Origin of the sequence: Winogradskyella sp. R77965 (assembly GCF_044594915.1) — a bacterium.
Taxonomy (GTDB): Bacteria; Bacteroidota; Bacteroidia; order Flavobacteriales; family Flavobacteriaceae; genus Winogradskyella.
In genome coordinates this window covers 2,707,492-2,721,314 of the sequence record NZ_CP138990.1, presented here as the reverse complement: position 1 = coordinate 2,721,314, position 13,823 = coordinate 2,707,492, and the positions used below count along the sequence as shown (strand labels likewise).

Below are 13,823 nucleotides of genomic sequence, written 5' to 3'. Positions count from 1 at the left end.
TTACACAAAGCAATTTTTATGATTTTGAGACATTCCATTCTACTTTTATTTTTTGCTATTAACTTTGCTTTAAGCACTTCTTTTTATGCTCAGAACGGAACAGATAATTCAATCGACATGACATCTAAATTAATTCAACCACCATATTTAAGAGCTGGTGATACAGTAGCTATTGTAGCACCTTCGGGAATTTTAAAAAATCGTGAACGCGAAGTGCAACAAGCCATAGATTTATTAAAAAAATGGGGATTACATGCTACGGTTGGAAAATATGTCTTTAGTAAATCAGATCATTTTGCTGGTACAGACGATGAGCGTTGTGAGGATTTACAAAAAGCGATGGATGATCCAAAAATAAGCGCTATTTGGTGCGCTAGAGGTGGTTACGGAACGGTTAGAATTTTAGATAAAATAGATTATACAGCGTTTAAGAAAAAGCCAAAATGGATTATTGGTTATAGTGATATTACAGCGTTACATAACCAAGTACATAATGAAGGGGTTCAATCGCTTCATGCTTTAATGTGTGTGAGCTTAACAAAAGATTTGAATGAAGTACAAAATTCAATCGATACTTTTAAAGCAGCTTTATTCGGCAATCCTGAAGATTATACTTTAGAAGGCTCAACATACAATAGAGAAGGTGACGCATCTGGCAAATTAGTTGGTGGAAATCTAACCATGTTGCATACCATGCTAGGTTCTAAAGAAAGTATTGACACATCAGGAAAAATTTTGTTTATAGAAGAAATAGGAGAATACAAATATCATATTGATCGCATGTTGCAAAGCATGAAACGTGCTGGTTATTTTGATAACCTAAAAGGTCTAATTGTTGGTGATATGTCTAAACTCAGAAAAAACACCACACTTTGGGGAACTTCTGTTGAGCAATTAGTTCTTGATGCTCTAAAAGATTATGATTTTCCAATAGCATTTAACATGCCCGCTGGCCACGAAAAAGATAATAGAGCTTTGGTTTTGGGTAGAACCGTTGATTTGACAGTTGAAAAAACAAAGTCTACAGTTAGTTTCGAAAATTAAATAACAGATTTTAACAAATATAAATTTACTCATGCAGGATCAGATTCCTGCCTTCGCAGAAATAAATGGCACAACACAATGAACTTGGTAAAAAAGGTGAGCAATTGGCTGTAGATTTTCTTCTAAAGAACAACTATAATATCATTGAGCGTAATTATCGTTTTGATAAAGCTGAGGTGGATGTCATTGCTCAAAAAGATGATATTTTGGCCATTATTGAAGTAAAAACCAGATCGACAATAGATTTTGGAAATCCTCAAGACTTTGTAAAACCAAAACAAATAAAAAATTTAGTTAAGGCGGTTGATGAATATGTTAATGTGAACGACTTAGATATCGAAGTTCGGTTTGATATTATTGCGATTGTTAAAGAAGAAAAAGGATTTGTTATAGAGCATTTAGAAAATGCTTTTTATCATTTTTAAGTCTGCTGTCATTCTGAACGCAGTGAAGAATCTCTATTAATAATTATATGCACAAAACTTTAGGAACTCATAATTACTACGTTTATATCTTAACAAACAAGAATAAAACAGTTTTATAAACAGGTGTAACTAATGATTTAAATAATCGCGTGATATTTCATAGGAAAAATGCTAGTTTAAATTCTAAAGCTTTTACCTCAAAATACAAATGTTTTTATTTAGTTTACTATGAGCAATTCAATTGAGGATGCAATCACTTGAGAAAAACAAGTAAAAGGGTGGAAAAGATTTAAAAAAGATATAATGATTTCAGAATTTAATAGTGAATGGAAATTCCTTAACAATAGTATCTAGAGTTTGTCAGTAAAAGATTCTTCACTATGTTCAGAATGACATGTTACTTATAAAAATTCATCTCGTCCAAATATTCCCAAACGTTCTCTGGTAACATTGGTCTAATATTTTTATTGGCTTTTATAGATTTTCTGATAAATGTTGATGATAACTCCATAATTGGCGCATCCACTTTAATAATCTTTGGATGGTCATTAAACTGCGTATCTATTTTACCATCAGAAATTCTTGGGTAAACATACAAATTGTGATTTTCTAGAATAAGCTCATAGTTTTTCCATTTATGAAAACTTTTTAAGTTGTCTTCACCCATAATTAAAGCAAACTCATACTCAGGAAACTTTTCAAATAGATACGTTAAAGTATCAATGGTATAATTTGGTTCTTTTAACCCAAATTCTATATCACTAGGTCTTAATTTCGTGTAGTCTTTTGTAGCACGATATACCATCTCTAAGCGTTGATGGTTATCTAGTAAACTGCTTTTCTTTTTAAAAGGACTTAACGGAGTGACTACAAACCAAACTTGGTCTAAATCGCTATGCTCAACCAAATGATTGGCAATAGTGAGATGCCCAACGTGTATTGGGTTAAAGGTGCCAAAGTAAAGACCAATTTTCATTCTACTCCTCAATAAATTTTGAAACTAACTTATAAGCATTTTCAAGGGCGTCTTCTAAATTAGCATTCACCACAATTTTGTCGAAAAGTGGAGCTGTTGCCAGTTCAGCAGGTGCTTTGGCAACTCGCATACTAATTTTGTCTTCACTTTCTTCTCCTCTATCTTTTAGGCGTCTTACCAGTTCATTTAAATCTGGTGGTTTTACAAAAATGGCAATTGTTTGTTCTGGGAATTTTCGCTTTATACGCAAACCACCAGAAACATCAATATCAAAAATCACATGCTTACCTTTTGCCCAGATACGTTCAATTTCTGACTTTAAGGTCCCATAAAAATTATCTCTGTAGACTTCTTCCCATTCTAAGAATTCGTCATTTTTAATCTTGTTCTTAAATTCTTTAAGGGATAAGAAATAATAATCCTTAGCATTTACTTCATTGCCACGTTTTTCTCGTGACGTTGCTGAAATAGAAAACTCTAGATTCAGTTCTGGTTGCTTTAGTAAATGACGAACAATAGTGGTTTTTCCAGAACCAGATGGTGCTGAGAATACGATGAGTTTACCTTGTTTTTTATTTTTTATTTCCGACACTTTTGAATTGTTTTTACTGAATACTGCGACTGAAAACTGTTAACTAACTAAAGTACATTCAATAATTGTTCCTTAATTTTTTCGAGCTCATCTTTCATCTGTACAACAAGCTTTTGCATTGGAGCATAATTAGATTTTGAACCTATAGTATTAATTTCTCTACCAATTTCTTGAGAAATAAAACCTAGTTTTTTTCCGTTAGAATCGTCAGAATTTAATGCCTTTTCAAAATAATCTAAGTGGTTATCTAGTCTTACTTTTTCTTCAGTAATATCAAATTTTTCGATGTAGTAAACGAGTTCTTGTTCAAAACGGTTTTCATCTACTTTTTCTTTAATATCTGCAACACCTTTTTCTAAACGCGCTCTTACTCCATCGATACGATCTGGATCCATAGTTATTACTTCTTGTAATAAACGTCTTAACGTAGCGATTCTATCTAAGAAATCTTGTTTTAAAGTCGCTCCCTCATCTTCTCGATATACAACGATTTTAGTGATGGCTTCATTGATGCCATTGGCAATTAAAGCCCATTCTTCTTCATCAATATCATCACGTTCTGTAGTCACCGCATCTGGTAAACGAATTGCCATTTTTAAAAGTTCAGTTGCATCGCCATCAACCACTACCTTAAGCTGCTTTATATATTCATTAACTACTGTTTTGTTGATTTTAGAGCTGGTATCCTCACCTGTAATTTCAACATAAAGCGAAAAATCTACTTTTCCTCTTCTAAGATGTTTTGCAATAAGTTTTCTTATGTCCAACTCCTTGGCACGATACATAGATGGCATACGAGCATTGAGGTCTAAGCTTTTGCTATTGAGTGATTTTAATTCTATTGAAATTTTTTTAGTTGGGAGCTGAAGTACAGTTTTCCCATAACCAGTCATGGATTGTATCATTAAGATATTACTATTTAAGTTGCGCAAAGGTACAAAAATGAATGGTTTAATGGTTTTAATAAATAGTTTGAAAAGGGTAAAGTAGAGACCTGAGACTTTTATAACTTTGCAATTCAAATTTGAAATATAACAGATGTACAAAAAACAGTTTGAAATCCGCTGGAGTGATGTAGACGCTAATGGTCATTTGGCCAATTCTGCTTATACTAATTTTATGAGTCATGCGAGGATGTCCTTTTTTGGCGAGCAAGGTTTTTCTATGCCAGAAATTAGAAAACATAATGTCGGACCAGTGGTGTTTTATGAGCATATGTACTATTTTAAAGAATCGTTTATTGGAGCACCAATTACGGTTACTATCGAAGTTTCCGGCTTGAGTGAGGACGGCATGTTATTTATGTTTGAGCATAATTTTTACAATCATAAAGGTGAAAATTTAGCCTATTGCGAAATGCAAGGTGGTTGGATAGATTTAAAGGCAAGAAAACTAACTGGTTTGCCAGAATCTCTATTAGAATTGGCTGAAAAATTTCCAAAATCTGAAAGCTTTAAAGTTTTGACCAAAGCAGATACACGCAAGCATGGAGTGAAACCTAAGGCCATGAAATTCTAAATCACTTAAAAACCGAATGTTGCTTAAAAGACTTTATCTGAACATTCTTTATAAAAGGCTTTAAAATCTGATTAGGAATATAACGTTTGTGCTTACAATAACAGATTAAAGCTTTTGGCTTTGCTCCAAGAGTGCTCTTAATTTCTGAAGCGGTTCTGCCTAAATTAATTTGTGATGATTTTGTTTCGATACCAAGTCGTACATAATCATTTAATATTCTCGGATAAATCGCAAACTCTTTATTATTAGCATAATCAATACCAATAAAATGCGCATCGAGATGAGTTTCGTTTTTCATGGCGGAAAGAAAACCAACTAATTTATCATTTAAGAAATAACTTTTTACAATAAACTTCTCTTTGAAGGTTTTTTTAAGATGGATATAAGTATCAAGATTTAGAATTTGAGCATTAAAATCAGCATTATCAATAGTGTTTTGATATAATGCCTGAAGTTCTCCCTTGTATTTCTCTACATCTTTTTCAGTAAAGAATTTAGTTTTAAGACTCTCACTTTTAGAATCTGCTTTATTCGCTTTTACCCTGTATTTAGACTTTAATACATTTTTATAGTCTTCAAAAGATTGCCATTCTGGTTTTAAAGTAATAATCATATTTGGCTCTACTTGCATAGCCGCATAGTCATGAGATTTTAAATGATCTGTAATGTAAAGTGATTCGTTTTCAAAATCTTTGATAAAAATGGCACTTAATTTTCTTGTGTTCTTTGAGAGTCCATCGACAGCTTCAGCAATAGCATTAAAGGTTTCTATTTTATTCTCTCCATCTTTTAAAAATGTTCCGTATTCACCACTTAAAAACACATTGCCACAAAACAAAACACGAATGTGATTTCTACAGAACATATTGTTAACCATACGTCTAATCTTATCAGACATTCTAATGTTTTTAGTAATAGTTTCTATACCAATGGTAACAATTTGTGTGTTAGCAAAAGCAACAGCTTTTTCACCTCTTAAAATGAAAATATAATTGAATTCAATATCTCTATTTGCAAGTTCAAAAGCACTTAAGAATTCGGGTGAATAATAAATATTGGTACAACAATTTACACTATCCCAATAGGTTTGTGGAATTGCATCAACTGCTTTAAATACTTCTGATTTTAAATGCAATACTAATTTGCTTTTTTAGGTTTTACAGTCACAAGATATACGCCTAAAAATATAATAAGCATAGCACCAATTTTTATAGAATCAATAAAATCTACTCCCATTGCGAGCGCAAAAAGCCCTGCAATCACAGGTTGAAGATAAATAAATATACCTACAGTAGAGGCTTTTAATTTATTTAATGCCAGTGGATTAAGTAAATAGGTGCCAAAAGTAGCACCGATAATTACAAACAATACGGAAAATGTTATATATGGAGTAAAAGTTTGCCATTCTACCATTTCTAATTCATTATATCCAAATGGAATTAAGATAATAAAACCAAACAAAAATAACCACTTAATAAACGTAAAAGGATGGTATTTAGTAGTTAGTTTTTTTATTAATATCACATAGATACTATAAGAAATAGCATTTAGAAAGATAAACAAATTACCAAGCGGAACATTATCGCCAACTCTCGCAGATTTTCCGTAAATAGTTAAGACTAATGCACCTATTAAACCTAATGCCACACCAATTATTTTAAACTTAGTTATTTTTTCTTTTAATAAATAAGCCGATAATAACAGAATAATAATAGGAACAATAGTCATTATTGCTGAGGCATGTATAGGAGATGTATATTCTATCCCTTTGAAGAAAAATAACATATTGATGACCACCCCAAAAAGTGCTGCAATAAAAAGTTTAAAAAAATCTTTCTTTTCAATTTTTTGCTTAGGTAAAAAAAGACTAGCAATCCAGAATAATAATGCTGCTGCTGCAACCCTTAATAGTACAAATCCAAATGGTTTTATATAGTTTTCGTTTATTACCTTTTTTGCAATGGTATAGTTGAGACCATAGAGTAACTGCACCATAAAAAGTGCAAAAATGGCAAAGCCTCTACTGTTCATGTATAGCTTGTTTTGCAGCTTCAACCGATTTTTTAGAATTACCTATAAAAATCTGGTTATTATAAATTATAACTGGTCTTTTTAAGAATGTGTAGTGCTCTAAAATGTAGTTTTTAAAATCTTCCTCTGATAGTGATTTCTCTTTTAAACCCAATTCTTTATAAAGTCTTGCACGTTTACTAAATAGGCTTTCGTAGCTATCAGTAAGAGATCGCATAGCTTTTATCTGAGATTCAGTTATCAGCTCTGTTTTTATATCCTGTAGTACAAAATCCTTAGGTAGATTGAGTTCATTAATAATTCTTGTACACGTATTGCACGTACTTAAATAGTATATTTTTTTCATATCCGAAATATCTATATATTTTTGAGATCACAAAGTAACCTTATTTAATACGAATTTTAATTACATTTAAGAAAAATATATGCTCATGGATTACGCGTTTGATATTACTTTAAAAAATAGAAAATTGTTTAAGAGCTTTATAGAGAATCATTCTTTGACAGAATTGAATAAAGTACCTACCGGTTTTAATAATAATATCATTTGGAATATTGCACACACTATTGTAACACAACAGCTATTAATCTACAAGCTATCAGGTTTACCGATGCTCCTGTCTGATGAAATGGTTGAAGCATATCGCAAAGGCACTAAAACCGAACGGGATCTATCGCAAGCAGAAGTAGATGTTATAAAAGGTTTGTTATTCTCGCCAATTGAAAAAACTAAAGAAGATTATAGCAACAAAGTGTTTCAGACTTATAATCAGTATACTGTGAGCACAAAAAGCACGTTAAATACTGTTGAAAATGCTATTGAATTTAATAACTTTCATGAAGGTATTCATTTGGGCTATATTTTAGCACTTAGAAAATCTTTATAAGGTGTTTGAGACTAAAACCATTAAAGTCAATGTCTATGAAATTATTAATACCACCCGTTGTGAATTTTGATAAAATTCGTCACTTCGAGTGGATTTTTCGATTGAAAATGAGAAAAATTTGTATCGAGAAGCAGAATTTTAGATTCTAATGAGTTCTCGATACGATTTTTCGTATCTCAAAATCACTCGAACCGACGAATAAATTAAATTTGGCACTCAAAATGCACAACAGGTTAATAACACAAATATTGTAATTATCGCAAAAGGTTTATAATCATTATATTGTAAATACTTAAAGTAAACGTATGGAAAAACAATGTCCAGAATGTGGTGATAAGATAAGAGGAAGAATTGACAAGAAGTTCTGTAGTGATGGTTGCAGAAATGCACACAACAACCGCGTAAACAAGGATTCTAAAAATCTTATTAGAAATACAAATAATAGATTACGAAAAAATTATAGAATTTTAGAAAGCCTCAACCCAAACAAAAAGACCAAATGCTCTCGAGCCAAACTCATAGAAAAAGGATTTGATTTTAACTACTTTACAAGCATTTACACCACCAAAGCTGGTACCATCTATTATTTTGTGTATGACCAAGGCTATTTACCTCTAGAGGGAGACTATTATGCTTTGGTAAAACGGGATGATTAAGATCCTCTTTTCGTTGAGCTATTCCAATTTTCTCCTTTAAGTTGAAGTGCTGCTTTTAAAATATCCTTTTGGCTAATTTGTCCAACAAGTTTACCGTTTTCTACAATAGGAAAACGTCTTCTTTTAGACTGTAAAAACTTATTTGCAGCATCAAAGACATCTAAATTACCATCAATCGTTTCTACATTTATGGCCATTCGCTTTTCAACATTATCGTGCTCTAAAGGCATATTATAATAACGGCTTTCACTCAATTGTTTTAAACAATCACCTTCAGAAATAATACCTACAAGTTCTTGCTTTTCATTAACTACAGGCCCACCAGAAATTTTGTACTTAATTAAAGATTCTACAACCTCTTGTACAGATTGATCTGGTCTAAACGTTATAAGATTTGTAGTCATATAATCTTTCACTTTTAGTGACGTTGGTGTCGTAGCATTTTGCTGCTTTCGAGCACCTTGAAAACTCTTTATTCCCATAGCGTTAAATTTTAGTGTTAATCTTAAAGTTACTTAAAATTAATTATTTAGCAAAATCAAAAATCATAAGCTTATATATTACGTACTTTTATCGCTAATATTTAACCTTTTAACTTGAAAAAACAAATAAGCATCATCGGTTGTGGTTGGCTTGGGTTTCCTTTAGCCAGATTTCTAATGAATGAAGGGTTTAAAGTTAAGGGTTCTACAACTTCCGAAAACAAATTAGAGTTGTTGAAAAAACATGCTATTGAAGGGTTTGTAATTCGCTTAGACGAAGCTGGTATTTCTGGAAATTATTCTGTATGTTTAAAAGGAAGTGAAACGGTTATAATTAATATTCCTCCAGGATTAAGACGCAATCCAGATAAAAATCATGTCATTGAATTATCCCATCTCATTACAGCAATTGAAGCTCATAAGATTGAGAATGTACTTTATATAAGCTCAACTTCAGTCTTTAAAAATGAATCTCATTTTCCGATAATAACTAGTTTAACTGCATCTAACGCAGCATCAAATAGCGCTAAACAACTTATCGAGATAGAACAAAAACTTCAAAATAATTCTAATTTTAATACTACTATTTTGCGCTTTGGTGGTTTATTTGATGGAGATAGACATCCTGCAAAATATTTATCTGGCAAAACAGATGTTTCAAATCCAGATGCTCCTATCAATTTAATTCATAAAGAAGATTGTATTCAAATTATTGCTACAATCCTCAAAAACGAGCTTTGGAATACAACGCTAAACGCTTCATACCCAAAACATCCCAATAAAAAACTATACTATTCTGAGTTTTGTAAACTTCATAATTTACCCTTACCGCAATTTAATGCAAAAGAAAAAAGTAAAGGAAAAATAATTGATAGCACCAAATTGGTACAGCTTTTGAACTATAGATTTATAGAAGCACCATAGAAATTAATAGTTTTTTAAGACCATTTTCTATTAATTTTTATAGTTTTGAGCCCTTTAAATTTTTGAAATAACAATCTAAGTATTAATAAACAAGAATAAAATGAGTCTTTTGATTTTCTAAATCCACTCTTTTATTAAAGAGCATTTTTTCGAAAGAGCCATTTGACCCATAAAAATCAATAAACTAGAAACAAATGAAACAGATTACAATTGCAGTTCTTATGCTATTTTCAGTAAGCGTTTTTGCACAGACTAATGCAGATTTAAAAAAACATTACGAGGCATTTTACAAACAAATGAAAAAACAAGGTGATGTTCAGGGCATTATTAATGCAATGACACATCTCGATGTTTTAGAGCCTTCCGTAGCTCGTAAAGATACTTTGGCATATATATATCTTTCGGAAGGACAATATATGCAAGCTTTAAATACCATCGGAGTAGAAAAAAATGCGACAGATTCTGATATGAATGTGGAAGTAAAAGCTTTAGCATTAAAAAATCTTAATCAGCCAAAAATGGCTTTAGAACATTACGAAGTACTTTACAAACGTAACCCAAATGTGTATTTAGCATATGATATGGCTGATATGAAAATTCAGACCGATGATTTGCCAGGTGCAAAACTAAATATAGATTATGCACTTGCTAACGTAAAGGATGATATGAAGCGTGCATTCTATGAGTCTCAACAACCTTATGAAACATCAATGAAAGCAGCTTTACATTATTTAAAAGGTTTGCTAACATTTTCTGAAAATAAAGAGGCAAATATTGATGCTGCTTTAAAATTAATGAACGATGCCTTGGCTCTTGATCCTAATTTTAATTTAGCAAAAGTAAGCAGACAAGCTTTAGAATCTCAAAAAGCACAGCTGGCAAAACAAACGGCTGCTGAAAAAAAGAATTAAAACTTCATTGAATTATATAAAAAATGCAGCTCAATGAGCTGCATTTTTTGTTCTATAATAACGTAATTATTCAGCCTTAATTTTATTGTAATAATCGTATTCTAATTTTTTATTTATTTGATAATTTAGATTAGAAAATGCTATCAGCACTTCTTTAACACTTAATAGTTTATCCTTTTTCTCTATATTATCTAGAGTCAAATTTTCATTTAGTTTTAAAAGCATAGTTTCTATAATTGCCGTTCTGGACTTAATAGGATTGGTAAGAAATTCTTTTGGTGTGGCAGTTTTAAAATCCATAATGAACTCTTTCAATTCTTCTTTATCACCATTAAAAAATGATAAATCAGCCTTTTTTAAATAGCTGATTTGAATTGCCAGTTCTTGATAATTTTCCCATTCCGCAATGGCATCTTCACTTTCTGAGCTAAGCGCATAGTCCTTATATTTAAATTTCTCAATAGCTTTTTCTGTAATAACTGGTTCTTGATTTGTTTTTTGTTCCTCTACAACTTCATCAGTGCTTTTATCGTCACCACAACTTAAGAGAACAAAACACAATATACTTAAAACGTATAATCCAATCTTCATGCGTTACTTATTTGTCTGTAAATATAATTAAACTAATATTTTGAAATTCTATTATATAAACTCAAAATTTTTTCATTAAAGACATCGCAATAAAATACTGTTTTTTTTGAAAATTTTAATATCAATAGAGATGAATTCTTGTTATTTTTGCGAATAACCTAATTAGAAAGAATGTCTTCAAAAATATTAATCATTGGTGCCTGTGGGCAAATAGGTACTGAACTAACCACAAAACTTAGAGAAATTCATGGTGTAAGTAATGTTATTGCTAGCGATATTAACACCAGAAATTTAGATTTGGTTAATTCTGGCCCATTCGAAATTATAGATGCTAAAAACTATAATGCTATAAAGGATTGTTGCCAACAAAATAATGTAAAGACAGTTTACTTGATGGCTGCATTGTTAAGTGCAACTGGAGAAAAATATCCTATGGAAGCTTGGGATTTGAATATGAATTCATTGTTTCATGTACTCAATTTAGCTAAGAAAAAAGTTATAGATAAAATATTTTGGCCAAGTAGTATTGCTGTTTTTGGCCCTACAACTCCTAATGAAAATACGCCTCAACATACCATTTGTGAACCTACAACGGTTTATGGTATTACAAAACAAGTTGGAGAACGTTGGTGTGAATATTATCACAACAAATATGGAGTAGATGTAAGGAGTCTGCGCTATCCGGGTATTATTAGTCATAAAGCGATGCCAGGAGGAGGTACTACAGATTATGCTGTAGAAATTTACCATGAAGTCTTAAAAACAGGAAAGTATGAATGTTTTTTATCTAAAAACACAAGACTACCAATGATGTTTATGGAAGATGCTATAAAGGCCACTACTGATTTAATGGCAGCTGATGCTAAAAAATTAACTATTAGATCTGGTTACAACTTATCTGCCATTAGTTTTACACCCGAAGAAATTGCTGAAAGTATAAAGGCTCAGATACCTGATTTTACAATTAGTTATAAACCAGATTTTAGACAAGCCATTGCAGATAGTTGGCCATCTTCAATTGATGATAATGTAGCACGTAAGGATTGGAATTGGTCTCATGATTATAACCTTATGGAGATGACTTCTGAGATGCTGAAGCAGTTGAAAAAAAAGTATAATTCTTAAGACCTTTATAAAACAAAAAAGTCTAACAGAAATGTTAGACTTTTTTTGCTCCTTCTCTTGGGCTCGAACCAAGGACCCTCTGATTAACAGTCAGATGCTCTAACCAACTGAGCTAAGAAGGAATGTGTTTTTTCGCGTTAGCGAGCGCAAATATAAAATTATTTTTAATCTCTACAATACCAAACTTCAATTTTTTTGAAGTAAAATTATTTAGTTACAGCTTTAAAAACGTCATTACCATTAGCAAATAACACTAGTGCTATTAAAATGAAGAATCCTACGATTTGAGCACGCTCTAAGAATTTTTCACTTGGCTTACGACCAGAGATAATTTCATATAGTAAAAACATAACATGTCCTCCATCTAAAGCAGGAATTGGCAATAAGTTTAAGACCGCAAGCATTATAGATAAAAAGGCTGTTAGTTTCCAAAAAGCTTCCCAACTCCAAAAATCTGGGAATATATCATAAATAGCTTTAAATCCACCTAGACCTTTATAAGCTCCAGTGCTCGGATTAAAAATAGCTTTTAATTGAGAAAAGTAGTTAACTATTGTTGATTTAAACTTACTACCACCAGCAACAAAACTTTCTCCAAATGAATATTCTCTTCGTATCACCTCATAGTATCCAAGATCAGTAAATCGCTTAGCATCAATAAGTCTAAATATATTTAACTTGCCTTCTTGTGTAACTTGCAAATCTCTTACAAGGGTACTTTCATCTCTTAATATCTCTACACTTACCGTTTGACCTTTTAAATTCTTTAATTCACCTTCAAATTCATCAAAATAATCGAGCTTTTTGCCATTTAGACTTAAGATAACGTCACCTGTTTTTATATCTACCGCAGCATTAGCTGAAGAATCTGGTACAGACTCTACAATAAAAGGATAACGGTATCTAAATAAATTTCTACTCCCTTCATCAGATAACTGCCCTAAAAAATTCTCAGGTAAATCAATGACTTTCTTTTCACCCTGTCTATCAACAGTAATCTGCTCAGCTCCAATAATATACTGACCTATTTCAGAATCTTTTTCAATGTCTTGGTCATTAATTGCTAATACTTTATCTCCTGTTTTAAAACCAGAATCTAAAAGAACTTGATTTTCAACCAAATAACCACCCTTTAAGCTATCTATTTTTATATCTGTATCTCCGTAAACAAATGCTACAAATACAAAAATTATATAAGCCAAAATAAAATTAACCGTCACACCACCTAACATAATGATAAGGCGCTGCCATGCTGGTTTAGAACGAAACTCCCAAGGTTGTGGAGGTTGAGCCATTTGCTCCTTGTCCATACTCTCATCTATCATTCCTGCAATTTTCACATAACCACCAAGTGGTAACCAACCAATACCATATTCGGTTTCTCCAATCTTCTTTTTAAATAAAGAGAACTTAACATCAAAAAAGAGGTAAAACTTTTCAACTTTAGTTTTAAAAAGTTTTGCAGGTATAAAGTGTCCTAGCTCATGTAATACAATTAGTAAGGATAAGCTTAGTAAGAATTGGGATATTTTTATTACAAATTCCATGTAGTCATTTTCAAATTTCGATTGACAAAAGTAATCTTTTCAAGGCATTTAGAAAACTATTGTATTTCTATTCGATTTATTTTTAACATCGATTTATCAATCTATTAGATTAAA

General features: G+C 31.4%; 17 protein-coding genes and 1 tRNA gene. 8 read left to right on the top strand and 10 right to left on the bottom strand.

Going from position 1 to position 13,823, the window contains the following annotated elements:
• Positions 1-18: 18 nt before the first annotated feature.
• Both SJY34_RS12190 and SJY34_RS12185 read left to right on the top strand, forming a co-directional pair.
• Positions 19-1,044 carry an LD-carboxypeptidase gene (locus SJY34_RS12190; RefSeq protein WP_400076027.1) on the top strand — a complete coding sequence of 342 codons (1,026 nt, stop codon included), beginning with the start codon at positions 19-21 and terminating at the stop codon, positions 1,042-1,044.
• A 65-nt stretch (positions 1,045-1,109) separates the two neighbouring features.
• Positions 1,110-1,469 (top strand): YraN family protein, encoded by a 360-nt coding sequence (locus tag SJY34_RS12185; protein ID WP_400076025.1) that lies wholly within the window; start codon positions 1,110-1,112, stop codon positions 1,467-1,469.
• A 397-nt stretch (positions 1,470-1,866) separates the two neighbouring features.
• Here SJY34_RS12185 and nadD read toward each other — a convergent pair whose 3' ends face one another.
• Genes nadD through SJY34_RS12170 form a run of 3 tightly spaced genes read right to left on the bottom strand, consistent with a single transcriptional unit; the run spans position 1,867 to position 3,942 of the window.
• Complete coding sequence (nadD, locus tag SJY34_RS12180; RefSeq protein ID WP_400076023.1) at positions 1,867-2,445, bottom strand: nicotinate (nicotinamide) nucleotide adenylyltransferase; 579 nt, start codon at positions 2,443-2,445, stop codon at positions 1,867-1,869.
• Between the two features lies 1 nt (position 2,446).
• The gene (gene gmk / locus SJY34_RS12175; RefSeq protein WP_400076021.1) at positions 2,447-3,037 is read right to left on the bottom strand and encodes a guanylate kinase; all 591 of its coding nucleotides are present in this window, start codon (positions 3,035-3,037) and stop codon (positions 2,447-2,449) included.
• Positions 3,038-3,084: 47 nt separating this feature from the next.
• On the bottom strand, positions 3,085-3,942 hold the full coding sequence (locus SJY34_RS12170; RefSeq protein WP_400076019.1) for a YicC/YloC family endoribonuclease: 858 nt from the start codon (positions 3,940-3,942) through the stop codon (positions 3,085-3,087).
• A 133-nt stretch (positions 3,943-4,075) separates the two neighbouring features.
• Here SJY34_RS12170 and SJY34_RS12165 point away from each other — a divergent pair, with 133 nt between their 5' ends.
• Complete coding sequence (locus tag SJY34_RS12165; RefSeq protein WP_400076018.1) at positions 4,076-4,555, top strand: acyl-CoA thioesterase; 480 nt, start codon at positions 4,076-4,078, stop codon at positions 4,553-4,555.
• Position 4,556: 1 nt separating this feature from the next.
• Here the strand turns inward: SJY34_RS12165 and SJY34_RS12160 are convergent, their stop codons facing one another.
• Genes SJY34_RS12160 through SJY34_RS12150 form a run of 3 tightly spaced genes read right to left on the bottom strand, consistent with a single transcriptional unit; the run spans position 4,557 to position 6,932 of the window.
• Positions 4,557-5,690, bottom strand: a complete 1,134-nt coding sequence (locus SJY34_RS12160; RefSeq protein ID WP_400076016.1) for a hypothetical protein — start codon at positions 5,688-5,690, stop codon at positions 4,557-4,559.
• Between the two features lie 2 nt (positions 5,691-5,692).
• On the bottom strand, positions 5,693-6,586 hold the full coding sequence (locus SJY34_RS12155; protein ID WP_400076014.1) for a DMT family transporter: 894 nt from the start codon (positions 6,584-6,586) through the stop codon (positions 5,693-5,695).
• Complete coding sequence (locus SJY34_RS12150; RefSeq protein ID WP_400076012.1) at positions 6,576-6,932, bottom strand: arsenate reductase family protein; 357 nt, start codon at positions 6,930-6,932, stop codon at positions 6,576-6,578. The genes SJY34_RS12155 and SJY34_RS12150 overlap by 11 nt, the downstream gene beginning before the upstream one ends.
• An 85-nt stretch (positions 6,933-7,017) precedes the next feature.
• Between SJY34_RS12150 and SJY34_RS12145 the strand changes: the two genes are divergently transcribed.
• Positions 7,018-7,473 (top strand): DinB family protein, encoded by a 456-nt coding sequence (locus tag SJY34_RS12145; protein WP_400076010.1) that lies wholly within the window; start codon positions 7,018-7,020, stop codon positions 7,471-7,473.
• Positions 7,474-7,778: 305 nt separating this feature from the next.
• A complete protein-coding gene (locus SJY34_RS12140; RefSeq protein ID WP_400076009.1) occupies positions 7,779-8,129 on the top strand; it encodes a hypothetical protein in 351 nt (116 codons plus the stop codon).
• Here SJY34_RS12140 and SJY34_RS12135 read toward each other — a convergent pair.
• The gene (locus SJY34_RS12135; protein WP_400076007.1) at positions 8,126-8,611 is read right to left on the bottom strand and encodes a CBS domain-containing protein; all 486 of its coding nucleotides are present in this window, start codon (positions 8,609-8,611) and stop codon (positions 8,126-8,128) included. The genes SJY34_RS12140 and SJY34_RS12135 overlap by 4 nt on opposite strands.
• A gap of 114 nt (positions 8,612-8,725) precedes the next feature.
• On the opposite strand from SJY34_RS12135, the gene SJY34_RS12130 reads away from it, so the two are divergent.
• Both SJY34_RS12130 and SJY34_RS12125 read left to right on the top strand, forming a co-directional pair.
• A complete protein-coding gene (locus SJY34_RS12130) occupies positions 8,726-9,535 on the top strand; it encodes an NAD(P)H-binding protein (protein ID WP_400076005.1) in 810 nt (269 codons plus the stop codon).
• Between the two features lie 194 nt (positions 9,536-9,729).
• Positions 9,730-10,446 (top strand): hypothetical protein, encoded by a 717-nt coding sequence (locus SJY34_RS12125; RefSeq protein ID WP_400076003.1) that lies wholly within the window; start codon positions 9,730-9,732, stop codon positions 10,444-10,446.
• Between the two features lie 66 nt (positions 10,447-10,512).
• Here SJY34_RS12125 and SJY34_RS12120 read toward each other — a convergent pair whose 3' ends face one another.
• Complete coding sequence (locus SJY34_RS12120; RefSeq protein ID WP_400076001.1) at positions 10,513-11,037, bottom strand: hypothetical protein; 525 nt, start codon at positions 11,035-11,037, stop codon at positions 10,513-10,515.
• 171 nt (positions 11,038-11,208) lie between these two features.
• Between SJY34_RS12120 and SJY34_RS12115 the strand changes: the two genes are divergently transcribed.
• The gene (locus SJY34_RS12115; protein ID WP_400075999.1) at positions 11,209-12,162 is read left to right on the top strand and encodes an NAD-dependent epimerase/dehydratase family protein; all 954 of its coding nucleotides are present in this window, start codon (positions 11,209-11,211) and stop codon (positions 12,160-12,162) included.
• A gap of 48 nt (positions 12,163-12,210) precedes the next feature.
• On the opposite strand, the gene SJY34_RS12110 is transcribed toward SJY34_RS12115, so the two are convergent.
• Together SJY34_RS12110 and rseP are read right to left on the bottom strand one after the other, a co-directional pair.
• Positions 12,211-12,284 (bottom strand) — tRNA-Asn (locus tag SJY34_RS12110).
• 84 nt (positions 12,285-12,368) lie between these two features.
• Positions 12,369-13,709: an RIP metalloprotease RseP gene (gene rseP, locus SJY34_RS12105; protein ID WP_400075998.1), complete on the bottom strand. Its 1,341-nt coding sequence runs from the start codon at positions 13,707-13,709 to the stop codon at positions 12,369-12,371.
• Between the last annotated feature and the right edge of the window lie 114 nt (positions 13,710-13,823).

Coding starts and splice junctions, on each gene's coding strand:
- SJY34_RS12190 (WP_400076027.1), top strand. CDS start 19: ATGATTTTGAGACATTCCATTCTACTTTTATTTTTTGCTATTAACTTT.
- SJY34_RS12170 (WP_400076019.1), bottom strand. CDS start 3,942: ATGATACAATCCATGACTGGTTATGGGAAAACTGTACTTCAGCTCCCA.
- SJY34_RS12145 (WP_400076010.1), top strand. CDS start 7,018: ATGGATTACGCGTTTGATATTACTTTAAAAAATAGAAAATTGTTTAAG.
- SJY34_RS12155 (WP_400076014.1), bottom strand. CDS start 6,586: ATGAACAGTAGAGGCTTTGCCATTTTTGCACTTTTTATGGTGCAGTTA.
- SJY34_RS12135 (WP_400076007.1), bottom strand. CDS start 8,611: ATGGGAATAAAGAGTTTTCAAGGTGCTCGAAAGCAGCAAAATGCTACG.
- SJY34_RS12115 (WP_400075999.1), top strand. CDS start 11,209: ATGTCTTCAAAAATATTAATCATTGGTGCCTGTGGGCAAATAGGTACT.
- nadD (WP_400076023.1), bottom strand. CDS start 2,445: ATGAAAATTGGTCTTTACTTTGGCACCTTTAACCCAATACACGTTGGG.
- SJY34_RS12150 (WP_400076012.1), bottom strand. CDS start 6,932: ATGAAAAAAATATACTATTTAAGTACGTGCAATACGTGTACAAGAATT.
- SJY34_RS12120 (WP_400076001.1), bottom strand. CDS start 11,037: ATGAAGATTGGATTATACGTTTTAAGTATATTGTGTTTTGTTCTCTTA.
- SJY34_RS12185 (WP_400076025.1), top strand. CDS start 1,110: ATGGCACAACACAATGAACTTGGTAAAAAAGGTGAGCAATTGGCTGTA.
- rseP (WP_400075998.1), bottom strand. CDS start 13,709: ATGGAATTTGTAATAAAAATATCCCAATTCTTACTAAGCTTATCCTTA.
- SJY34_RS12165 (WP_400076018.1), top strand. CDS start 4,076: ATGTACAAAAAACAGTTTGAAATCCGCTGGAGTGATGTAGACGCTAAT.
- SJY34_RS12125 (WP_400076003.1), top strand. CDS start 9,730: ATGAAACAGATTACAATTGCAGTTCTTATGCTATTTTCAGTAAGCGTT.
- SJY34_RS12140 (WP_400076009.1), top strand. CDS start 7,779: ATGGAAAAACAATGTCCAGAATGTGGTGATAAGATAAGAGGAAGAATT.